General features: G+C 49.6%; 15 protein-coding genes. 4 read left to right on the forward strand and 11 right to left on the reverse strand.

Annotated elements, in window-relative coordinates; all coding sequences use genetic code 11:
- The first annotated feature begins 57 nt into the window (after positions 1 to 57).
- Both ruvB and BP71_RS27110 read left to right on the forward strand, forming a co-directional pair.
- On the forward strand, positions 58 to 1,083 hold the full coding sequence (ruvB, locus tag BP71_RS27105) for a Holliday junction branch migration DNA helicase RuvB (protein ID WP_496384699.1): 1,026 nt from the start codon (positions 58 to 60) through the stop codon (positions 1,081 to 1,083).
- Positions 1,084 to 1,170: 87 nt separating this feature from the next.
- A complete protein-coding gene (locus BP71_RS27110; RefSeq protein ID WP_496384700.1) occupies positions 1,171 to 1,596 on the forward strand; it encodes a (deoxy)nucleoside triphosphate pyrophosphohydrolase in 426 nt (141 codons plus the stop codon).
- On the opposite strand, the gene BP71_RS27115 is transcribed toward BP71_RS27110, so the two are convergent.
- Positions 1,579 to 2,940, reverse strand: coding sequence for a dihydroorotase (locus tag BP71_RS27115; RefSeq protein ID WP_496384702.1), 1,362 nt, complete (start codon positions 2,938 to 2,940; stop codon positions 1,579 to 1,581). The genes BP71_RS27110 and BP71_RS27115 overlap by 18 nt on opposite strands.
- Before the next feature lie 72 nt (positions 2,941 to 3,012).
- On the opposite strand from BP71_RS27115, the gene BP71_RS27120 reads away from it, so the two are divergent.
- Positions 3,013 to 3,705: a ComF family protein gene (locus BP71_RS27120; protein WP_496384703.1), complete on the forward strand. Its 693-nt coding sequence runs from the start codon at positions 3,013 to 3,015 to the stop codon at positions 3,703 to 3,705.
- Positions 3,706 to 3,760: 55 nt separating this feature from the next.
- Here the strand turns inward: BP71_RS27120 and BP71_RS27125 are convergent, their stop codons facing one another.
- Together BP71_RS27125 and mfd are read right to left on the reverse strand one after the other, a co-directional pair.
- Entirely contained in the window at positions 3,761 to 5,020 is a 1,260-nt protein-coding gene (locus tag BP71_RS27125; protein ID WP_496384704.1) for an SUMF1/EgtB/PvdO family nonheme iron enzyme, read from the reverse strand.
- A gap of 122 nt (positions 5,021 to 5,142) precedes the next feature.
- The gene (mfd, locus tag BP71_RS27130; protein WP_496384705.1) at positions 5,143 to 8,490 is read right to left on the reverse strand and encodes a transcription-repair coupling factor; all 3,348 of its coding nucleotides are present in this window, start codon (positions 8,488 to 8,490) and stop codon (positions 5,143 to 5,145) included.
- A 206-nt stretch (positions 8,491 to 8,696) separates the two neighbouring features.
- Here mfd and pnuC point away from each other — a divergent pair, with 206 nt between their 5' ends.
- On the forward strand, positions 8,697 to 9,311 hold the full coding sequence (gene pnuC / locus BP71_RS27135; RefSeq protein ID WP_496384706.1) for a nicotinamide riboside transporter PnuC: 615 nt from the start codon (positions 8,697 to 8,699) through the stop codon (positions 9,309 to 9,311).
- A 79-nt stretch (positions 9,312 to 9,390) separates the two neighbouring features.
- On the opposite strand, the gene BP71_RS27140 is transcribed toward pnuC, so the two are convergent.
- The 8 genes from BP71_RS27140 to BP71_RS27175 all read right to left on the reverse strand — a co-directional run bounded on the left by BP71_RS27140 (position 9,391) and on the right by BP71_RS27175 (position 22,394).
- Positions 9,391 to 9,837 carry a barstar family protein gene (locus tag BP71_RS27140; RefSeq protein ID WP_496384707.1) on the reverse strand — a complete coding sequence of 149 codons (447 nt, stop codon included), beginning with the start codon at positions 9,835 to 9,837 and terminating at the stop codon, positions 9,391 to 9,393.
- Positions 9,838 to 9,906: 69 nt separating this feature from the next.
- Complete coding sequence (locus BP71_RS27145; protein WP_496384708.1) at positions 9,907 to 10,830, reverse strand: sugar phosphate isomerase/epimerase family protein; 924 nt, start codon at positions 10,828 to 10,830, stop codon at positions 9,907 to 9,909.
- Positions 10,831 to 10,952: 122 nt separating this feature from the next.
- On the reverse strand, positions 10,953 to 12,458 hold the full coding sequence (locus BP71_RS27150) for a c-type cytochrome domain-containing protein (RefSeq protein WP_496384709.1): 1,506 nt from the start codon (positions 12,456 to 12,458) through the stop codon (positions 10,953 to 10,955).
- 47 nt (positions 12,459 to 12,505) lie between these two features.
- On the reverse strand, positions 12,506 to 12,826 hold the full coding sequence (rhaM, locus tag BP71_RS27155; RefSeq protein WP_496384710.1) for an L-rhamnose mutarotase: 321 nt from the start codon (positions 12,824 to 12,826) through the stop codon (positions 12,506 to 12,508).
- A gap of 31 nt (positions 12,827 to 12,857) precedes the next feature.
- Complete coding sequence (locus tag BP71_RS27160) at positions 12,858 to 14,339, reverse strand: DUF1501 domain-containing protein (protein WP_496384711.1); 1,482 nt, start codon at positions 14,337 to 14,339, stop codon at positions 12,858 to 12,860.
- Between the two features lie 44 nt (positions 14,340 to 14,383).
- Positions 14,384 to 17,137: a DUF1553 domain-containing protein gene (locus BP71_RS27165; RefSeq protein WP_496384712.1), complete on the reverse strand. Its 2,754-nt coding sequence runs from the start codon at positions 17,135 to 17,137 to the stop codon at positions 14,384 to 14,386.
- 277 nt (positions 17,138 to 17,414) lie between these two features.
- The gene (locus BP71_RS27170) at positions 17,415 to 18,983 is read right to left on the reverse strand and encodes a RagB/SusD family nutrient uptake outer membrane protein (RefSeq protein WP_496384713.1); all 1,569 of its coding nucleotides are present in this window, start codon (positions 18,981 to 18,983) and stop codon (positions 17,415 to 17,417) included.
- 30 nt (positions 18,984 to 19,013) lie between these two features.
- Positions 19,014 to 22,394 (reverse strand): TonB-dependent receptor, encoded by a 3,381-nt coding sequence (locus tag BP71_RS27175; protein ID WP_496384714.1) that lies wholly within the window; start codon positions 22,392 to 22,394, stop codon positions 19,014 to 19,016.
- Positions 22,395 to 22,480: the final 86 nt, after the last annotated feature.

Consider the following 22,480-nt stretch of genomic DNA (forward strand, 5'->3'; position numbering starts at 1 on the left):
AACAACCAGCTGCCCCTCACCATGGGCGGCTGGTTTTCACTGTCTATTCAACCGACTATGCGCCAGGATTATCTGTCCGGAGATAAAGAGAACCTTTCTAATACGGATAAAGACATTGAACGCGCCTTGCGGCCATTGTCTTTCGAAGACTTTACCGGACAGGATAAAATTCTTGAAAACCTGAAAATTTTCGTACAGGCAGCCCGCCAGCGGGGGGATGCACTGGACCACGTCTTACTACACGGCCCGCCGGGTTTGGGTAAAACCACCCTTTCCAACATTATTGCAAACGAATTGGGTTCGGGTATCAAGATCACCTCCGGCCCCGTGCTGGATAAGCCCAGCGACCTCGCCGGATTACTTACCAATCTGCAGGAGCACGATGTGTTGTTTATCGATGAAATACACCGGCTGAATCCGGTCGTTGAAGAATATCTTTATTCGGCTATGGAGGATTACAAAATCGACATTATGCTCGACAGTGGTCCCAATGCACGAAGCATTCAAATCGGGCTGAACCCATTTACATTGATCGGTGCGACGACACGCGCAGGAATGCTTACCTCTCCCTTACGTGCAAGATTCGGGATCAATGCCAGGCTGGAATATTATGATGCACTACTGCTGTCATCCATTCTCAAACGCTCAGCCGCGATACTGGGAACGCCGCTGGAAGAAGATGCAGCTTACGAAATCGCGAGAAGAAGCCGGGGAACGCCCCGCATTGCCAATAACCTGCTACGCCGTACCCGGGATTTTGCGCAGGTGAAGGGAAATGGACAAATCAATGTAGCCATTGCCGAAATGGCGTTACAGGCACTCGATGTAGATCAGAATGGCCTGGACGAAATGGATAACCGGATTCTCAGTACCATCATACAGAAATTCAAAGGTGGCCCGGTCGGTTTGTCGACCATCGCGACAGCCTGCGGAGAGGAAGCGGAAACCATCGAAGAAGTCTACGAACCCTTTCTGATCCAGGAAGGCTACATGAAACGCACCTCCCGGGGGCGCGAAGTTACTGAGAAGGCCTTCAAACATTTAGGCATTTTGCCGCGGCACCGTTCAGGCGAATTATTCTGAACTTTAACTTTTTAAGAAGTTTTAACAATTGGATACAAAATAGGAATAGAAATAGTAATTTTGCGGTAAATTAGTGTAACCGCCTCTATGATCGAAGTACTGGTTTCCGAAAAGTTAGTTGTGAGAGTGCCTTGTGCTGTGATAGAACATGATGGAAAAGTACTCGCCGGGCAGCGGAGCGCGGCACTATCCTTCCCCCTCCAATGGGAATTTCCAGGCGGAAAACTCGAAAAAGGCGAAACAGATGAGCAGGCATTGTTCCGCGAAATCATGGAAGAGCTCAACGTGACCGTCGAAATCATCCACAAGCTTCCTGAAACCTCAAAAGACCAGGGTTGGCGCGAAATTATCCTTGTGCCATTTATATGCAAGGTCGATACGATAGATTTCACGCTCACCGAACACGAACAAATCCTGTGGCTGGATCCCGCCGATCTCCCATCGCTCGACTGGACAGAAGCAGACCTGAACGTGATCCGCTTTTATTACGACTACCTAGCGACTAAACAATAACCGCTTTCCTTTCACGGTTTCATCGAATTGCCCGTTCTCATAAACCAAGTGCCCCGATACGAATGTATGGGTAATCTGTGAATGGAACTCCGTACCTTCAAAAGGCGACCAGCCGCATTTGGAATAGACATTCTCAGGGCTTACCACCGTAGTTGCGTTCAGGTCCACCAGGATCAGATCGGCCCAATAGCCTTCCCGGATATATCCCCGATCTCTGATATCAAAGCAATCAGCCACGGCATGGCTCATTTTTTCAACAACGCGCTCTATCGAAATCTTGCCATTACGGCTCAATTCCAGCATGACGTTCAAGGTATGCTGCACCAACGGTAGCCCCGACGGTGCCTGCCAGTAATGCTGCGCCTTTTCTTCGATGGTATGAGGCGCGTGATCAGTCGCGATTACGTCGATACGGTTGTCAAGAACCGCTTGTAAGATCGCCTCTTTATGATGAGGTGCCTTAATGGCCGGGTTACATTTGATTTTGTTGCCAAGCGTTCGGTAATCCTCCGCATCAAACCACAAGTGGTGTACACAGGCCTCAGCGGTGACCAGCTTCGGTTTGCCATCCGCCAGCAAGATCTTTCCATTGCTCCGGGTACCTACTTCAAACAAATGTACTTCGTCTCCGGTGGAAATATGCAGGATATGCAGCCGCGTGCCATGCTTGTGAGCCAGTGCGCTTGCAAATGAAGACGATGTCAGGCAAGCTTCCTCATTTCTGATCAATGCATGAATATCGTAAGGTACATTGTCTCCATACTTTTCTTTGAAATAAGCCATTCTGGACTTTACGGTTGGCTCATCTTCGCAATGTGTCGCGATAATGCAGGGAGCATTCGCAAATATCTTTTCAAGCACCTCGGGTGCATCGACCAACATATTCCCGGTCGACGATCCCATGAATATCTTGATCCCACAAACCTGTGTAGGATCCGTAAGCATTACCTCTTCGTAATTGTCGTTGGAGGCGCCCATGAAGAAGGAGTAATTAGCCAGAGAGGTATTGGCGGCAATCTGGTATTTATCTTCCAGCAACTGCTGTGTAAGCGTATTGGGTACCGTATTAGGCATCTCCATGAAAGAAGTCACTCCACCCGCAACAGCAGCTTTCGATTCGGTGTAGATATTAGCTTTATGTGTAAGCCCCGGCTCCCGGAAATGCACCTGGTCATCAATCACCCCGGGCATCAGGTAAAGTCCTTTTGCGTCAACAATCCTGTCCGCTGCCAAGTGCTGCAAATCCTTCCCGATTTTTTTAATGTGACCATTTTCAATTATCACGTCTAAATACTGAACCTGGTTTTCATTTACGACCTGTGCATTTACGATCAGTGTTGTCATGTGCGGCGATTTGATTTTTGTCGTGCAAAGGTATTCAGACCGGTTGAAATTCACCCATTGAAAATTTATAAAATGAATGTGAAACAATTCCTCCGCGACTTTGCCGATCTCATCTTTCCACGGTGCTGCGAAAGCTGCGATCAGGTTCTGGAGGGGAACGAAAAAACAATCTGCACCGTGTGCCGTATTTCCTTGCCACGGGCGGGCTATGAGATGCTCAATGGCGAGTCGTTGCAATTCAAGTTTGTAAACCTGCCCGAGGTGATCTCAACGTACTGCTTTCTGCTTTTTACCAAAAGAAGCAAAGTTCAGAAGTTGTTGCATGCCCTGAAGTACAAGGGTGGCAGGGAAGTCGGAATATTGCTCGGATACATGTTCGGACAAGAATTAATGGCCTCCGGACACCTTCCTGATGCGGAAATCATCCTAAGTGTGCCTTTGCACCGGAAAAAAAAGAAACTTCGCGGTTATAACCAAAGCGATCTGCTGGCGGAGGGACTTTCGAATGCAACGGGTATTCCATGGTCTGGAACTATGCTGGAAAGGATCCGGCACACGGCTACCCAGACCGGCAAAAGCAAATTCGAACGCAGGGAGAATGTAAAAGGGGTTTTTACTGTCGAACAGGGTTTTTCACCAGCAAGCATCATCCTTATCGATGACGTCCTCACCACCGGCGCTACCCTCGAGGAGTGTGCACGAACATTGATGACGGGCGGTTGCAGACGTTTTCATATTCTTACTATCGCATTAGCCCAGCATTAAATTAAAAAGGCCACCATGACGATCATGATGGCCTTTGGCATTAATAATGTCAATGCTATTCTTTGTGGCTTCCGGTAGCGATCATTGCGCAACGGAAACCAACCATTGCTGTCGCAGAATCCTGATCCATGTAGCGACGTGTTCCTGGGGATAACCAGTAAGCGACGTCCGACCATGAACCACCTTTATAAACTCGCAGTTTGTCGTCAACCATTGAGTTACTGTTCTTCGTATCGTAATTCTTAGCCTCATCCTGATATCCGTCACGACGGAAAGAGTTAAGGTCATTTACATCGCTGTTGGAAAGCGGACGGTATACGTCATATACCCATTCACTTACGTTTCCGGCCATATCATACAGTCCGTTGTCGTTAGCGGGGTATGAACGGATTTCCTGTGTGATGATCGCGCCATCATTGGATTTCCCTGCAATACCTGCATAGTCACCAGGACCGCGTTTAAAGTTTGCCAACATCGTTCCCTGCTTGCGGCCACGAGGCTGACGCATTGTGGAACCATCCCATGGATAAATTCTTGAGTTAGCCTGGTTCTCATCCGAATACTGAGTTCCGATCATCGCCATCGCTGCATACTCGAATTCTGCTTCTGTCGGCAGTCGGTATGGAGGCATTACGTAACCACTTTCGATTCTTAGCTGAGGAGCAGGTGCTTCCGCAGCAGCTACCGCCTCGCCTTCTGCTTTCTTCTTCTTGCCAAAAGAGAATCCTCTTTTCTTCTTGCCACTCGAAGCAGCTGCACCAGCTGTGTTGTTGGCCTGGCTTACAGCCGCGGTACGCCATGCGCAGTAGTCATTAGCCTGAACCCATGACACCCCTACAACAGGGTAGAGACGAAAACCGGGGTGACGCAAGTACATAGTCACATATGAGTCATTGAATGACAGTTCATTAAACCAAACATTCGTATCAGGGAGTGCCTTGCTGTAAAACTCTTCGGAAGAATCTCTCTGGACTGCATTCAGGTATTCGAGATAGTGGACGTTAGCCACTTCCGTCTGGTCCATGTAAAAAGACTGGATGCTGACGGTTCTTTTCGGATTGTCCCTTCTGGTCATCACATCCTCTTCCAGTGATCCCATCGTAAAACGTCCTCCTTCGATGTATACAAGGTCAGGACCGGCAGGCAAAGCCTTGTATTGCTTTACTTCAAACCCGTCTTTGCCATTGTAAGCCAAGCCCGTTTTAGAACTTGTTTTACCAGGTTTCAAGCTGGTTGGCTTCTTTTTACTACACGCAGTAGCCGCCAATAACACAATCAGAATCAACACGATCGACCGGGTACCCATCTTTTGCATGCAAATCATTGCTTTAAAGTGACTTAAGTGTTTGGTATTTGATAGTATGCGAAACCGCAAATGTATGAAATCAATCGGTATTTTTTAAAAAAATCAATTATCAGGTCAATGGTGCCATTCTCCTATTGGGTCATCTCCATCAAAACCTGGCGTGCCTGATCAATCGTTTTTACATCCTCACAAATCAATATCAGCTTGCCTTTCTGGTCTTTAAGTGAAATCCGTCGGGGGTGTTTTTTAATGTAATCGATCACCTGCCCAAACTTCGCCGACTGAAAGAATTCGTCATTCTGCGAAGTAACGAAGTAGCCTTTCATCGTATTGCTTTTCAAAGTCAGTTTTTCAAGCTGCAAAGCCTCTGCCTCCCAGCGTAAACGCACCGTTTTTAGCAAATCCTGAACCTCTGACGGTATAGGGCCGAAGCGATCGACGATTTCCTTCTCAAATTCATCCAACTCCTTTTCTGTCCCGATGTTATCGAGGCGGGTATATAACGACAGCCGTTCTGAAATATTTTTGACATAATCGTCCGGGATCAGCGTCGCAAAATCGGTCTCGATCTGTGTGTCCGGCACCAGCTTTTTAGGCAGACTGAAAACCCCTTCAAACAGGTCCTTAAATTCGTTGCTTTTCAGCTCCTGCACCGCCTCGTCAAGCATTTTATGGTAGAGCTCGTAACCAAGATCATTTACGAATCCGCTCTGTTCTGCACCCAGCAAGTTACCTGCGCCCCTAATGTCCAGGTCGCGCATGGCCACCTTGAACCCGTCACCCAGGTCGGAAAACTCTTCTAACGTCTGTAAACGTTTCCGTGAATCGCTTGCCAATGTCGAAACAGATGGGGTAAGCAGATAGCAGAACGCCTTGCGGTTTGAACGCCCCACACGCCCGCGCATCTGATGCAGGTCGGACAACCCGAACATATGTGCAGAATTGATGATGATCGTATTCGCATTCGCGATATCGATTCCCGATTCGATGATATTCGTCGACACCAGAACATCATAATCGCCGTCGATGAAGTTCATCATTACCTTTTCAAGCTTGTCGCCCTCCATTTGCCCGTGGGCCACGCCGATGCGTACTTCAGGAACGAGCCGCAAGATGATATTTGCAATAGATTCGATATCGTTCACACGGTTATGGACGAAGAAAACCTGCCCGCCACGTTGCACTTCAAAGCTGATCGCGTCACGGATGAATTCTTCACTGAACGTATGTACTTCAGTCGTAACAGGCTGACGGTTCGGCGGTGGTGTTGCAATCACCGAAAGATCCCTGGCGCCCATCAGGGAGAAATGCAGCGTCCTCGGGATCGGTGTCGCCGTAAGGGTCAGCACATCCACGTTCACACGCATTTCTTTCAGCCTATCCTTCGCCTTTACACCAAATTTTTGTTCCTCATCCACGACGAGCAGGCCAAGATCCTTAAACTTCACATCCTTATTCAGAATACGGTGGGTGCCGATCAGAATATCGATCTTCCCTTCCTCCGCGTCTTTTAATGTCTCTTTGATCTCCTTCGTCGACTTAAAACGGTTGATATAACCCACACGAGCGGGAAAATCAGCCAGACGATCGCTGAAAGTCTTAAAATGCTGCATCGCGAGAATGGTAGTCGGCACGAGTACCGCCACCTGCTTGCTGTCGCATACCGCCTTGAATGCAGCCCGGATCGCAATTTCTGTTTTACCAAACCCTACATCACCACACACCAGCCGGTCCATCGGATGCGCCTTTTCCATATCCTCTTTGACATTGGACGTCGCCGTGGCCTGATCCGGTGTATCTTCATAAATAAAGGATGATTCGAGCTCCACTTGCAGGTAATTGTCCTGAGAAAACGGGAAACCAGGTGCCTGCCTGCGCTTGGCGTACAAAGCGATCAGTTCATGCGCAATATCTTTCAGTTGCTTTTTGACCTTCGATTTCTTGGCCTCCCATTCACCCGACCCCAACTTGCTCATAGCCGGAGGTGTACCTTCTTTACCGGTGTACTTGGCAATCTTGTGCAGGTTATGTACACTCACATACAGCAAATCATTATCCCGGTAAATCAGCCGGACCGCTTCCTGCTCCTTGCCATTCACATCCTTCCGCTCCATTCCGGCAAACCGGCCAATCCCGTAATCGACGTGCGTCACAAAATCGCCTACCTGCAATGATTTCAGCTCTTTCAAGGTCATTGCCTTGGACTTGCTGAATTTCTCCTTCAACCGATATTTGTGAAAACGGGCGAAAATCTGGTGATCGGTGTAGCAGGCTACTTTGAGGTTTTCGTCCACAAACCCTTCCCGGAGCGAGATGTGCATAGGCTGAAACTTCACGAAAGGGTCGAGGTCCTCGAAAATCCTTTCCAGCCTGTCGAGCTGCTTGGGTTGTTCGGCTACGATGATGTTGACGAAGCCTTTCGATTGATTTTCGGATAAATCATCGAGCAGTCTTTTGAAGTCTTTATTGAAGGAAGGCTGCGGTTTGGACGAATAAGGTAGTTTACTTTCCGTTTTGAAATAGGATTTCTTACCAAATTCGACAGTTTTAAATTTCTTGATCTGGTTCAGGAAACCGCGGCGCGTTTCAAACAGATCCTGCGGATTCGATACGATTTGCACGCCCCCGCTGGTTACCTCTTCCAGCGCTTTTTCTGCCCTTTCAAAACACTTTTCAATCACTTCGAGTGTCAGTTCCGCATCCTTGAACCATAAGATCGTTTCCTCAGGAAAGAAATTGAGAAAGGATTCACGGGTTTCGTGCGACAGCTTCTGCTGGATGTCAGGGACGATATTAATTTGTTTTGCACTCTCAATAGACAGCTGGGTATCCGGGTCGAACGAACGAATACTCTCTACTTCATCGCCGAAAAGCTCGATCCGGAACGGATGCTCATTCGCGAACGAAAATACGTCGAGAATACCCCCGCGCACGGAAAACTGTCCAGCCTCGAACACAAAGTCGGTAATTTCAAAGCCATAACTGTTCAGAAACTCCGTCAGGAACGCGGGATCAAGCTTTTCCCCCACCTTCACGGAAAAAGTGTTCGCGCGCAACGACCGTTTGTTGATAACTTTCTCAAACAATGCCTCGGGATAACTGACAATCTGCATGGGCGTCGACCGACCGGCGCTGAGCTTGTTCAGGATTTCGCCCCGCATTAGTACATTGGCATTGTCTACCTCTTCGTAGTGGTAAGGCCTTTTGTAGGAAGTTGGATAAAATAGGACTTCCGTAGATCCAAGCAGGTTTTGAAGATCATTCTGAAAATAGGCTGCTTCCTCCCGATCACTCAGAATATAGAGTGCCGGCGCCTTTTTCCGTTGTTGTACCGCCGCGGCGATCACGGCGTCGAGGCTACCTACCAATCCCTTGATCTGCACGTGGGCCGCTTCGGCATCCTTCGAGGCGATCTGTGCACTCAGCACGTCCAGGTAACTGTCGCCTCCGTATAGTGTTAATAAGTCTTTAACTTCCAATTATTATCAATGCTGTGCGGCCGCGGCCGCAGTGAATTTAAACGCAAAAAGCCGTTTCGGAAATTTTCCCGACCGGCAAAACAGATAACAACGGCCCAACGAATTTTGTTGCTCCGCTGAACCAGGTTACAAAAATAGCCTGAAATCAATGTGCGCAAAAATCACGGATATCATTTTATTTTTACCTTTTCAGAATATTCTCTCCTATGACCGACTGGCTTAATCAATCCATTTCCCTCGCTGGCCTGCTGACCACTCCACTCGAAATCCTGGGTTTCATCACCGGGGCTGTCTGTGTTTATCTCAACACCAGGCAGAATGTCCTGGGCTGGTTTTTTGGCATTATCAACGCGGTGCTTTATGGGATTGTCTTCTGGCAGGTGCGGTTGTATGCGGATATGGGCCTTCAGGCCTATTATTTCCTGACGAGCATTTACGGCTGGTGGATGTGGAAATTCGGCGGACAAAATCATGATGGCGTTCAGGTTACCTTTACGCCGGCCAGGCTTTACCCGATCTTTGGGTTGATTTTCGTGGCTGTAACCCTTTCCTGGGGCTTTCTGCTCGGCAGATTTACCAATGCAAGCCTCACCTACGCGGATTCCGCACTAACCGTGGCCAGCCTGATCGGCCAATGGATGATGGCGAGAAAATACCTCGAAAACTGGATCATCTGGATCATCGCTGATGCTGCCTACGTGGTCATGTATTTTTACAAAGACCTGCACCTCACCGCCATTTTGTACGCGGTGTTCCTTATTCTGGCAGTCATCGGCTACGTTCGGTGGCGGCACGATGTTAAGAGTCATTTGTGGTCATGAATGGTTTGTTCAAAATCTCCACCAAAACCTCACTATACCTGACCATGTTGACCATACCTGACCCACAGGTTGACATCTTTCAATCCAGCGTATCGAATGGGATTTCCTGGTCTTCGAGCAGCGTACGGATGCGGTCCGAGTCCTGGAAAACGATCTGTAGTTCCTTTTTTGCCACACCTTCTTCCTCTTCATCGAGCCATTTCCAGTCTTCGGCGGTCGCGTCAAAAATATCAATGATGGTAAGAATCTTCTCGTCGCCCTTTTCCTTTGAAAGCCAGTCCGCCGAATGATCGATATAAATGATCACTTTCTTCTCGTCGATCCATTCCAGATCGTTCAGCATCTCATCGAGCGCGTCTAGGTTTTTCCCGGAATAGTCGGGGAAGTGCATCGCGTTGGCTATCTCGTCGTGAAATTCTTTCAGGGACATCGCCTTGCTCCCATTGATATGGGCAATAAACTCGCCCAAGAATGTTTTTCGGACATCGGATTCTTCCCGGGCCAGCAGGAAGTGTGTGTTCTTCATAATGCAGTTTGTTTTAACTCCACAAATTAGAGAAAAATGGAAGTGTAAAACCAGCGTGAACCCTGTCTTTTATTTCAAATACCGCTTTCTTAACAAATGCATCATATGCACGTTGATACCCCATTGATCCGCAAGAGGTTGATGTGTAAATGGCACTGTTGGCAGATAATTCGGCGGGCCAAACTCAGTCAGAATGGTGAGTGTTTCACCGCTCTTGATTTTGTATTCCACCACTGTATCCCACCAGGCCAGATGTGCTTTCACCGCAGCCTCCCATTCAGGCGCGCGGGGGTCGTTCACCTGCGGCCCTTCCTCATGCCCGATACGCGAGTGTATATGCCCTACGCGCGAGAGCGCGAGTTTTACGGTTTCCTCCTGATCCTGCAAAAGGCTTTCATGTACGTTGCACCAATGCGAAATGTCGAGTGTAAGCCGCAACGCGGGGTTTTTCTCAATGAAGTTACGTGCAATATGTGCGGCAAAGAGCATCCTGCCGCGGTGGGTTTCATGATAAATGGGGATACCGCTTTTTGAGGTCGCTTCCGTGGTATGATCTATAAACGCCTTGTTTTGCTCGTAAGTAAAATGGTCGCGGCCACTGTGGCAGTTGATGTAAAGCGGCTTCACGGGCCATTGTGTGGTAGCGGCGTCGATCTGGGATTTAAATGCATTCAAATGTGCCTTATGATCCCGCTCGCCCGAGCCACAGAGAAAACCTACTTCGAGATCATGCTTTTTCAATGCATCAAACAGTTCTTTCTGCTTGTCTCTTGATCCTTGCCACCACATTTCGATACCGTCGTAGCCTTCTTTCTTGACGGCTGCGCAAAACTGGTCGGTAGTACCCTGGAAACCCCAATTCGTTCCCAGTACTTTCAATGAAAGCTTATTTTCGAAACGAGCCGGTGCTGCCTCAGCGTCGGCCACGCTCTCTAATGCTGTCAGCGCACCGGTGGCGGCTGTGGCGGTATTAATGAAATCCCGGCGGGTCATTTTAATTTTAAATGAGTGAATGAGTGAATATTTTGTCAGGAATTGTCATTGGCTCAGGTATTGTGGTAAAGCCAATTAATGACTATTCCTGACAACACTTAATTATTCCTGACCACACTTGGCTATTTCTTTGTCGCAACCGGCTTGGTGGCAGTGCTGTCGCCGGCTTTCAGGAATTGTGCTACTTCGGCTTCACTGAATCCGTTTACGATTTGGAGTCCTGCATTCTGCCTGGCTGTTTGTGCTACGGCGCTGTCTGTGACGGCCGACTGCCAGACGTAGATCGAGCGCAAGCCTTTCAGTGCTGCAACATTTTTCAATCCTGCATCGCCGATTTTAGTGTCGATTATATTTAGGTATTCCAAATGCGGCAGGCTTTTGATCTGCGCGATACCCTGGTCGGTAATGTCCGTGTGTTCAAGGTGCAGTTTGGTAAGGTTTTTCAGCTTCGCTATTTCCTTCAATGCGCCGTCAGTGATTTTGGTACCGCCCAATTTCAGCCAGGTTACCTGCTCGGCGACAGGCAAAAGCAATGCAATGTCCTTATCACTGAACTGCGGCGCATTTACGGCACTCACTTCCAGCAGGTTCTGGTCTTGTGATAATGTATTGACGATCAACCCCGCTTTGCGCAATGCCTGGATATCTGCTTCTTTCGCAGGAGATACTTTCAATGTCGCGATCGCGGATTCCTTCTGTTTGGCTTTACCGGATCCTCCGGTCGCTGAACCGCCACCCAGTGATGCCAGCGCAGGTTTCACCTGATCGCTCACAGTCATTTCCGATACTTTTTTGTCAGCAGGCGCCCCCTGATCGATCCACCATGAGAGCAATGCGATCTGCTCGGTGCTCAACTGCGGTTTACCTTTAGGAGGCATATGGTTGTCATCGCTCTCATCGAGCAGACAGCGTTTGATCATATCGCTTTCCGCGCCTTTGCCCGGAACCAGCGCAGGACCGTTTTCACCACCTTTCATCAGCAATGCGAGCTCATCCATGCGCAGGTCACCTTTTTTCTTGCTGGCATTGTGGCATTGCGTACAGCGCGCTTCGAGGATCGGTTGTACGATATCTTTGTAAACCACAGCCTGCTGCACGTCGGTAATAGGCTTGATTTCTTTCGCTTTTTCTTCGATAGGATCCATTCCGGCCAGACTGCGGAAAGGTTCGGGAGTATATTGCGTGAGGTAACCGTCGCCGTGGGTAAGGGAGCCGCCATCATGGCCCGCGGTCATGGTCAGCACCACGGCCACTGCGAATGCGGGCAGGTAGACTGCCTTACCAAAAGAAATTTTCCCGGCGAGCCTATCCGATTTGACAAGCCATGCAACCCAGGCAAATACGGCTACGCCAATGCCTTTCCACATATGCGCACCCAGCAGATCCTCGTCGTACCCTCCCCCCAATGACAGCAGATAACCTGCGGTACAGGCAAAAGTAGCGCTCACCGCCGACCAGAACAGTACAAATACCACCGTAGATTCGCTCACCGAAATTTTGCCTGTCCTTCGGCCTATTTCAATAATGGCTGCAATCAACAGAAAACCAATGGGTAAATGCACCAGCACCGGGTGGAACCGCCCGATAAAAAGCGCCCAGAGCGACGCCTGAAGAAGAGGAATGAGCATACCGGAAATCAATATTTAGGGATTAGGATCTATTCAAAATCAATGCATTACAATCTGAAAACCTCGGGACATGAAATAGCCACCGGCGAATTGTCAGAGTTTACTTCCATGATGTCGGCCATGTGGTCCCACCATTTTTTCATGATAGGCAGAGCGGGCAGACTGGCCGTGGTGTCGTTGCTTCCCACTTTCTGAAACGCAAAAAGAGCGAGCGTTGCTTCGTCGAGAAAGATGTAGTATTCGACAATTCCAGCTTCTTTGAGAAGTTGGCTCAGTTCGGGCCATATTTCATCGTGTCTCTTTTTGTATTCTGCTTCAAATCCGGGTTTGAGCTGCATCCGGAATGCCTTTACTGTTTCCTGCGCCATGATTTGGATTAAATACTGCTAAAAAATTGCTTTAAGCGATTACCTGCTTTACGACCTTACCTTCTGTGTCTGTCAGCCTGAAATTCCTGCCCTGGAACGGGTAGGTAAATTTTTCATGGTCAAAACCCATCAAATGCAGGATCGTCGCCTGCAAATCGTGCACATGCACGCGGTCTTTCACACCATAGTACCCCAGTTCGTCGGTTTCGCCATGGCTATGTCCCCGCTTTACACCGCCCCCGGCCATCCACATGGTGTAAGCTTCGAGGTGATGATCGCGGCCCATGTAGGGCATTACTACGCCATTGCGGTTCTCCTGCATAGGTGTCCGGCCAAATTCCGCCCCGAATACCACGAGTGTTTCTTCCAGCAATCCGCGCATTTTCAGATCCTGGATCAAAGCAGCAATGGGCTTGTCTGAAATCTGACATTTATTTCTCAAACCGCCTTCAATGTTATCCGAAGCAGTGGTACCATGTCCGTCCCAACCCCAATCGAACAGCTGTACGAAGCGCACGTCGTTCTCGATGAGCTTACGGGCCAGCAGACAGTTCATACCAAAGGTTCCTTCGCCCGGTTTTACCCCATACATATCCAGAATAAATTGTGGCTCCTTCGAGACATCCATTACCTCCGGCACCGACATCTGCATGCGGAATGCCATTTCGTACTGACTGATCCGGGTCAGGATCTCCGGGTCCTGCACATCCTCGTAGGTTTGGCGGTTGATCTCGTTGATGGCGTCAATGGTCTGCTTCCGGATATTCCGGTTCATTCCGTTCGGATCGGTCACGTATAATACCGGATCTCCTCCGGTACGGCATTGCACGCCCTGGTAGACTGAAGGCAAGAAGCCACTGCCATACACACTTTTGCCCGCGTCGGGCTGGCGGCCGCCGGAAGCGAGCACTATGAAGCCCGGCAGATTACGATTTTCCGAGCCCAACCCGTACACTGCCCAAGCACCCAAACTCGGCCGCCCCAGGCGTGCGCTACCCGTATGCAGGAGCAGTTGCGCAGGTGCGTGGTTAAACTGGTCGGTGTGCATGGCTTTCAGGAAAGTGATCTCGTCAGCAACAGTCTGCAAGTAGGGCAGATAGTCCGAAAGCCAGGCACCAGATTGGCCATACTGTTTGAATTTCCCCTGGGGGCCCAACATTTTGGGCACCCCCTGGATGAATGCAAACTTTTTACCTTCCAGAAACTCCGCCGGACAATCCTTACCGTGGTATTTTTCCAGTTCAGGTTTATAGTCAAATAGTTCCAGCTGCGAAGGCGCACCTGCCATGTGAATATATATAACGCGTTTGGCTTTCGGTGCAAACTGCGGAATACCCGCAGCTGCCATAGCATCTGAAGCACCTGTCGCCTCGCTGGCCTTCGATGAGCCGCACGAGCCAAGCATTGCACCTAGTCCCAACGCACCGAGCCCGAAACCTGCCGACTGGAGAAAATGCCTCCGTGTCTGACGGTGCAGGTCCGCATGTTGTAGTTCTTTCAGTAACTTTTCCATATATCCAAGGTCCAAGGCCTTCCGGCCTTGGTTAATGAATGTGTTTATTCTTTTGTAACTACGTTGTCAAGATTCAGGAGAACGTTCGCGGAGACGGTCAATGCGGCCAGCTCCGGGGATTTTTCCTTGCCATATAAGAGGATACTGTCCACTTCCGACGGCTTTTTTTTGTATTCAGCCAATGCTTCGCGGTAGATCTTCATCAGTACATTCAGGCTTTTCTGTTCAATAGGCTTAAATGTGAGCAGACGATACCCCTCTTTTAATTGTTGCTCTGGTGTCTTGCCCCTCGTTTTCATTTTTGAAGCCAGTTTTTCAGCCGCTTCCAGGTAAACCGGATCGTTAAGCGTTACCAATGCCTGCAGAGGCGTGTTGGTAATGATTCGCCGCGACTGGCAGAATTCCCGGCTTGGCGCGTCGAACGTCGTCATCGATGGATAAGGGGCTGTTCTTTTCCAATAAGTGTACACTCCCCTTCGGTAGCGGTCTTCCCCCTCGCTCACCACCCAGCTCTCACCACTGTAGGGTGATTGCCAGATCTTGTCCGGCTGAGGCGGCATGACGCTCGGGCCATACATTTTATTGGAAATCAATCCACTGCAAGCGAGCGCCTGATCGCGTACCTGTTCTGCGCTGAGGCGTACGCGTGGCCCGCGTGAGAGCCAAACGTTATACGGATCCTTTTCTTTCCGGTTTTCGTCAGAACGCGAATTCTGGCGGTAGGTGGCCGACATGACAATGGTTTTCAGTAGTTTTTTCACGCTCCAATGGTAATCGTCTACGAAAGATGATGCCAGCCAGTCGAGCAGCTCCGGATGCGAGGGTTCAGCCCCTTGAGAGCCAAAATCCTCGACAGTTTCCACTATACCCCTCCCGAAAAGTTGTTCCCAAAAACGATTCACAATCACTCTGCCTGTCAATGCATTGTCGCGGCTTACCATCCATTGTGCCAGCCCAAGCCGGTTGCGGGAAGCGTTTGCAGGCAATGGAGCCAGCAGTTTGGGTACATCTGGTTTTACCTCCGGGCCTTTTACCATCCAGTTACCCCTTACGAATACATTGGTCTTCCTGGCAAAATCTCCTTTCCCTTCCCACACAACCGGCATACTTTCGGTGGGGCGGGTCAGTGCTGTTGCATAATCGGCGACGATCCGATCATACCCCGGCTGCCCTGCTCCCGGCAATCCCGGCTGAAAGGATACCCAGCTGATTCGCACCCATTCGTCGGGTGATTTCGGACTGTTTAGTGATAGGTATACATCATGTTTTCCGGTCGTCTTCGTGATCGGGGCAATAAGCACGCTATCCCGAACCGGTAGTTTGATAGTCGAAATAACCGGACCATCAAGCTTATCGAGGCGCAGGGTCAGTGCAGCATTTTCAGCCCTGGTACCCACATTCATCAATACATTGTCAACACCCGAAAGATTAACCTGCGGTATGCGGGCATTGCCCTGATTCTTTACGCCATAATAAGAAATCTGTAATACTGTCGATTGATCGCCCTTCACGAAGTTGTGGGCGTTGATCTTCGGTTCCATCACCCGCATGAACTGCGTTTTTTCTTCCAGTTCCTTCGGATTATATTTCCTGACCCACTCTTTCACACGCTCCACCCGGGCCGAATCCTCCCCTTTGTAAAACCGCAACTTCGGCCACTCATCCCATACATCTTCATCCCGCGAATTATTGAAAAAGGCCGCGTACTTATAATAATCTTCGTGTGGAATCGGGTCGTAGGGGTGGCTATGGCATTGAATGCAGCCGAATGTAGTACCCTGCCATACTTCCCAGGTCGTGTTGACCCGGTCGATCAATGCTGCAGTACGAAACTCTTCGTCATCAGTCCCTCCCTCATTGTTGGTCATGGTATTACGATGAAAACCAGTCGCAATGACATTCTCCTCCTTCGGAAAACCGTCTTTTCCTTCCGGAAGCAGATCACCCGCCAGCTGTTCGATCGTAAACCGGTCGAACGGCTTGTCCTCATTAAAAGATTTTACTACATAATCGCGGTAACGCCACATCGTGCGCCCTCCGTCGCTTTCGTAGCCTTTGGTATCAGCATATCGTGCCAGATCCATCCACATAGAGGTCCACCTCTCCCCATAGCCCGGGGATTTCAGAAGCTTATCCACCACTTTCTCGTAGGCATCCGGTGATTTGTCGTTTTGGAAGTCCTGCACCTCCTTTTCGGTAGGCGGCAGGCCCGTAATGTCCAGACTGACCCTTCTGAACAAGGTGGCGCGGTCTGCTTCGGGTGAAACCGACAGTCCCTTTTCTTTGAGCTTTACCGCTACGAAATGGTCAATCTCATTTTTCGCCCACTTCTTATCGTCTCTATTCAATAGCCCGAAGAGATTACTGAATCCATTTAACGACGGAACATCCGGCTTTTCAATCTTTTTGTATGCCCAATGTGTTTCCCATTCCGCGCCCTCGTTGATCCATTGTTTTAAAATCCCAATCTCCTCCTTATTGAGCGGCGTGCCGTTTTTTGGCATTTTTTCATCGGGATCGTCTGTCAGGATGCGACGGATCATCTCACTGGCACCCGCATCGCCCCGCACGACCGGAATCTTACCGGACTTACCGGGTTCCAGCATTTCGTGTTCGAACAGAAAGCTGACATCCCCCGCCTTTTTCACTCCACCGTGGCAGCCCATGCAATGCTTGTTCAGGATCGGCTTGACCTGGGCATTGTAATCAATCTTATTTTGCCAGGGCAATCCGAACCAGGAATAGTACACCACCGGCAACGCTACCACAACTAAACCGATCAAAAATTTACTGCGCATTGATTCGAACCTTATATGATGTTTTCACTTCCAAATTGTACAAATGTATGAACATGTTTATTTATACTAAACATTAGTTTATAAAAAATTCCAAAATATCATTTATGATAAATGAAGTTTTTAAAAAAATTCATCCGCCAATGTACGGTGTCGCACGTTTCCAGCTTTCCTTTTTGAGCCAGGAGTACACTTCGTTTATCCTGCTGTCACTCTGTTACAAAGGATTAATTTATTTAAAAATACCCTAATGGTGCGACACCGTACTGCATGATGTCCGCTATTCCCAAACCGGGTTTTGCTTTACGTTGGAATTACCCAGAAGTTCCTTCAACGGAAGCGGAAGCACATAGTCGCGAGCTTTGGGCGCGCGGTCCAGATTATATTTTTCCGCGAAATGTTTGATCTCCTTTCCGAGATAGTCCTGCACTCCACCCGGTTTGCTTTTCCGGCGGAGTTCGGGGTACATTACCTGCTCAAAAACAAACTCCTGCATACGCTCATGAATGATTGCATCGCGCAACGACGACTGGTTCAATCCTTTCAGTGCACTCAGCCCTGCACGTGTCCGTACCTTATTCACCGAGGCAAACGCGTCGCCCTGCCCGCTCTCATTACAGGCTTCGGAATGCCCCAACAGGATGTCTGACAATCGGATGTAAATGGTGTTTTTCTCCGTTGCCGCGTTGCTGCGGTCCAGCTCCACGATCTTGGCCGCCCAGGCTTTGCCAAAAATCATCTGCGCCGGGTCTTTGGGATTGGCATCAGATTTGACGACACCCCCGAACCGCGAAAGGTTATAATCAGCCTTCGGACTCCAGTGTACAATAGGGAAGGCTCCATTGATCTTCCCAAAACGACCCGTCGGGTAACTCTCGATAAAAGTACCCTCTATACGCTTATCCTTGGGATCATATGCCGCACGGAATTCCTGGGTGGCGCTCAGCCAACTCCATCCCGACCCGCCAAGTTCACTGGGAAAGTCCTCCGGATTGAAATGCATCGAATGTACATTATATTCACTGGGATTGGCTGTTGCTGAAACCTGCGCCTCAAAAATCCTCTCACCCATATTTTCGTGGTTAAGATCAAAATTGTGAGAGAAATCTTCGAATAATGTCAGGCCGCTATTATTGATGATGTCTTCCGCTGTCGCCTTCGCATCCGCCCACTTCTCGTCCCAGAGCTGCGTTTTCATCAGGATAGATTTCGCAGCCCATTTAGTCGCACGGCCCAGATCAGCGCCGCTGTAATTGGCAGGCAATACCTCCACCGCCGCCTTGGTATCAGCATAAATCTGTGCGATCACCGCTGCTTTTCCTCCGCTGTTAGACGGTAGTTCAGCGATGTTTTGCGTCGATTTGACTGTCAGTGGCACATTGTCGAAGTAGCTCAGCAGGCTGTAATAGTAGAATGCCCGCAGGAACTGCGCTTCGCCCTTCAGTCTCTTGATCAATGCTTCGTTCGTAGGGTCTTTCATTGCGTCGGCGGTTTCGATGATCGCATTCGCCCGGTTGATCGAGCGGTAGCAAATACCCCAGTAGGCCTCGATATATTCATCGGCCGGGTTCACATTGCCCAGGTTGTATTGCAGCGGCCCTTTCTCCCATCCCACCTGGTAACCGATCAGACATTCAAATACATAACGATCGTAGAAGTAGCCTGAGTATTGGGAATTCAGGTCATCGTAAATCGCATTGACGCCCAGTGTAAGCTCGCTCGCCGACTTGTAAAAGGTGTCAGGATTGATAAAGTCGGGTTTCTCCTCTAAATCGGAGCATCCTGCAAGGGTGAACAGCATTGCGGAAAGGCACGCCAGTCTGGTTTTATATAGCAATGATTTTTTCATAATAGTCTGATTTACTTTATGAATGACAAATTAAATACCGAGGTTTACGCCCAACGTAAACATACGGGCACGCGGGTAGGCGTCGTAGTCATCGCCGCGGTTGAGGTTATCCTGGCCCTGATTATTTACCTCGGGGTCAAAACCTTTGTATTTAGTGATCAGAAACAGGTTTTGCCCACTCACATACACACGTGCATTGCGGATGTAGGCGCTCTTGACAGGCAGCGTGTACCCGAGCGAAAGGTTCTGTAAACGAACGAATGAAGCATCCTGAATGAAGAATGAAGACCTGCGGAAAGCAATGAAATCCCGACGGCCATCGATCACCGGACGGGGTGCGTTCGGATTCTCCGGCGTCCACGAGTCGGTCAGGATGTTGGCGATCTGGTTGATTTTCTGAACGCCATCGCCCATTTCGGATTGCTGCAGATTCCTGACCTTGTTCCCATGCACACCCCTGAAAAAGATCGACAGGTCGAACCCTTTGTATTTCACACTTGAATTGAAGCCCCAGGTGAATTTGGGATTCGGGTCTCCGATAATGCGGAAATCGTCAGTCGTATATTTCCCATCGCTGTTCACGTCCTCATATTTGGGATAGCCCGCTTTCGCAGAATAACTTTTTCCCTCCTCGTCCGACTGGAACAATCCGACATAATTGTAGCCTCTCCACACACCGATGGGATTGCCTGCTTCCACCCAACTGCCCAACACACCCAGGTGACCGCTGGTACTGTTGGAAAAGAACGGCGTACTTTTACCCAGATCCAGAATCTTGTTACGCAACATCGAAACATTACCGCTTACATCCCAGGTGAGCGCATTGGTACTTACCAGTTTGTAATTCGCAGCAAACTCCAGTCCTTTGTTACTAAGCGATCCTGAGTTGAGCATAATAGTGCTGAAACCTGTACTTTGCGGGATCGAAACGTCGAGAAGCAGATCTCTCGTTTTGTTTTTGAATGCATCGATCGTCAGATTGAGCCGGTTGTTGAACAATGCAAAGTCCAGCCCGACATTGAGCATCGAGGTGCTTTCCCATTTCAGATCGGAATTGGAAATACGGTTGGGTCCATAGCCTGAAACCAATGCAGGTGTGCCGCCGAAAACATAATTGTAAGGCTCCAAACCAGCGACTGAACGGTATACGGGAATCTGCGAATTACCGGTAAGGCCATAGCTTGCGCGGATCTTGAGATCGTCAAAGACATTGACCAGTCCCGAATTCTTGAAGAATTCCTCATTCACAATACGCCAGCCGACTGCAGCGGACGGGAATGTCGCCCATTTATTATTGGGGCCAAATTTGGAGGAGCCATCGCGGCGGAGCGTTACGGTAAGCAGATAGCGATCCTTGAAGTTGTAATTAATCCGCCCCAACATCGACATAAGCTCCCATTCGATGCGTCCGGATGCCGGTACAAGCGGACGACTGCCGTTTTCCATATTCACCGCATCCACATCGTCGGAAGGCAATCCGCGGGTAGCATTGGATTCGAAATAGTTGATCTCCTTCTGATAGGTATACCCCAGCGTCACATCCAGATAATGCCCTTTCGCGATCTCCTTGTTGTAAGTTAAAATATTCTCATTGAGAACGTTGTTGGAACTTCGGTTTGCTTTCTGCAACTCCCGGCCATTCTGCCGGCCCAGGTAAGTGTAGTTATTGTAAAAAGTAGTCCTGCGTGCGTTCACAATATCGAGCCCCAGGCTCGTTCTGAATTTCAGTCCTTCCAGAATATTCACCGTTAATGCAGAAGTCCCGAAAAGCCGGTTGGTGTTATCACGGTCATACCCCTCCACGGCCTCAGCGAGCGGGTTAGTGAGGAAGCGCTGATCATAGCTTGCGTACTGATACTGTCCATTCTGGTCATACACCGGGCCGGTCGGATCGAGGCCCAATGCGGAGATCACAATCCCGCCGGGACCGCCCCTGTCGGTAGGCACATTGCTGCTGCCTGAGCGATTGAACGACCAGCTATTGCTCAGCGTCGCCTTGCCTTTCAGGAAGTCATTGTCAAGATTCATCCGGAAACCATAGCGGTTGAAATCCGTATTTTTAATAATCCCCTTGTTATCCAGATAATTACCCACAAATGCATAGCGCATCCCTTTCGTTCCACCCGTGAAAGACAGCTGATGGTTGGAGAGCCTGCCTGTACGCGAAACTACATCCCACCAGTTGGTTCCGGCCCCGATCTGCGCGATCTGCGCATCGGTATAGCGTGGGCTGCCTCCCTGGCTGCGTTCCAGCATGTTGATGTAACGGGCATAGTCGCTTCCGTTCAGTACATCTACTTCCCGTGCGATGGTTTGGAAAGAATAGGAACCGTCATAATCCACCCGGCTCTGGCCTTCTTTGCCTCTCTTGGTCGTGATCAGAATCACCCCGTTGGCCCCACGCGATCCGTAAATGGAGGTCGCGGACGCATCTTTCAGTATTTCGATGGATTCGATTTCGTTAGGGTTGATCGTCGCCATCGCATTGGTGGGCTGACGGTTGGCACTGGTGCCCAATGCACCATTATCGGGGTAAATGGGAAAGCCATCGATTACATACAGTGGCTCACTTCCACTATTGATCGAGTTGGCGCCGCGGACGCGGATCGAAATGCCGCCACCCGGAGCCCCGGACGTCTGGGTCACCTGCACACCCGGTGCACGCGATTGAATTGCCTGATCTACCGACGTCACCGGCATTTCCCGGATCGCATCGCTTTTAATACTTGATACAGAGCCCGTAAGGTCACTTTTTTTCACGGAACCATAGCCTACCACCACTACTTCTTCCAGCGACTGATTGTCGGGTTGCATCGTTACCGACAAGGTAGTCTGGCTACCCACCGCCACTTCCTGCGGCTTGTAACCTACAAAACTGAAAACCAGTACCGCGCCGCTCTGCTCCACATCGATCGCAAATGTACCCTCCTGATCCGTTGTCGTGCCTTTCTGCGTTCCTTTAATGATCACGCTCACGCCGGGGAGGCCCGCATTGTTTTCGTCTACCACTTTCCCCCTGATCGCCGCAGCGACAGCCACATTTTCAGGCGCGGATGGCTCGGGCTGTTGCGTTTCGGGAATGGCGCCCGTTTCGGCGGTCAAGAGAATCCGGCCTGAAGTAAGCTCATAGGCGATGTGCAGGGGATCGAGCAGTGTATTCAATGCTGTCGACAATTTTTGCCGGTTGATATGGACATCCACAGTCCGCTCGGCCCGGATATTTCTCTGGCTGTACGCGAACTTCACGTCAGCCTGCTCCTCGATGTCACGCAGGACATTTCGCAGCTCTGCATTCTGTGCATGGATCGTCACCATTCTCTCCATGACTTCCTGCGCCCTCCCTTCGCTCGCAGCGTAGGTGAGCGTCGTGAAAATCACTGCAAAAAGGATTTGGGCAAATGTTATTTTCATGACCATGCATAGTGATGCACACCATTTTAACTGTATGTTTTTTTGCATATTTTTGAAGGTTCTATTTGTGAAAAACAGGACACCTG

The sequence above is a fragment of the Dyadobacter ginsengisoli DSM 21015 genome (assembly GCF_059568735.1).

Coding starts and splice junctions, on each gene's coding strand:
- ruvB (WP_496384699.1), top strand. CDS start 58: ATGCGCCAGGATTATCTGTCCGGAGATAAAGAGAACCTTTCTAATACG.
- BP71_RS27140 (WP_496384707.1), bottom strand. CDS start 9,837: ATGAAGAACACACACTTCCTGCTGGCCCGGGAAGAATCCGATGTCCGA.
- BP71_RS27150 (WP_496384709.1), bottom strand. CDS start 12,458: ATGCTCATTCCTCTTCTTCAGGCGTCGCTCTGGGCGCTTTTTATCGGG.
- BP71_RS27115 (WP_496384702.1), bottom strand. CDS start 2,940: ATGACAACACTGATCGTAAATGCACAGGTCGTAAATGAAAACCAGGTT.
- rhaM (WP_496384710.1), bottom strand. CDS start 12,826: ATGGCGCAGGAAACAGTAAAGGCATTCCGGATGCAGCTCAAACCCGGA.
- pnuC (WP_496384706.1), top strand. CDS start 8,697: ATGACCGACTGGCTTAATCAATCCATTTCCCTCGCTGGCCTGCTGACC.
- BP71_RS27145 (WP_496384708.1), bottom strand. CDS start 10,830: ATGACCCGCCGGGATTTCATTAATACCGCCACAGCCGCCACCGGTGCG.
- BP71_RS27110 (WP_496384700.1), top strand. CDS start 1,171: ATGATCGAAGTACTGGTTTCCGAAAAGTTAGTTGTGAGAGTGCCTTGT.
- BP71_RS27175 (WP_496384714.1), bottom strand. CDS start 22,394: ATGAAAATAACATTTGCCCAAATCCTTTTTGCAGTGATTTTCACGACG.
- BP71_RS27125 (WP_496384704.1), bottom strand. CDS start 5,020: ATGCAAAAGATGGGTACCCGGTCGATCGTGTTGATTCTGATTGTGTTA.
- BP71_RS27120 (WP_496384703.1), top strand. CDS start 3,013: ATGAATGTGAAACAATTCCTCCGCGACTTTGCCGATCTCATCTTTCCA.
- BP71_RS27160 (WP_496384711.1), bottom strand. CDS start 14,339: ATGGAAAAGTTACTGAAAGAACTACAACATGCGGACCTGCACCGTCAG.
- BP71_RS27170 (WP_496384713.1), bottom strand. CDS start 18,983: ATGAAAAAATCATTGCTATATAAAACCAGACTGGCGTGCCTTTCCGCA.
- BP71_RS27165 (WP_496384712.1), bottom strand. CDS start 17,137: ATGCGCAGTAAATTTTTGATCGGTTTAGTTGTGGTAGCGTTGCCGGTG.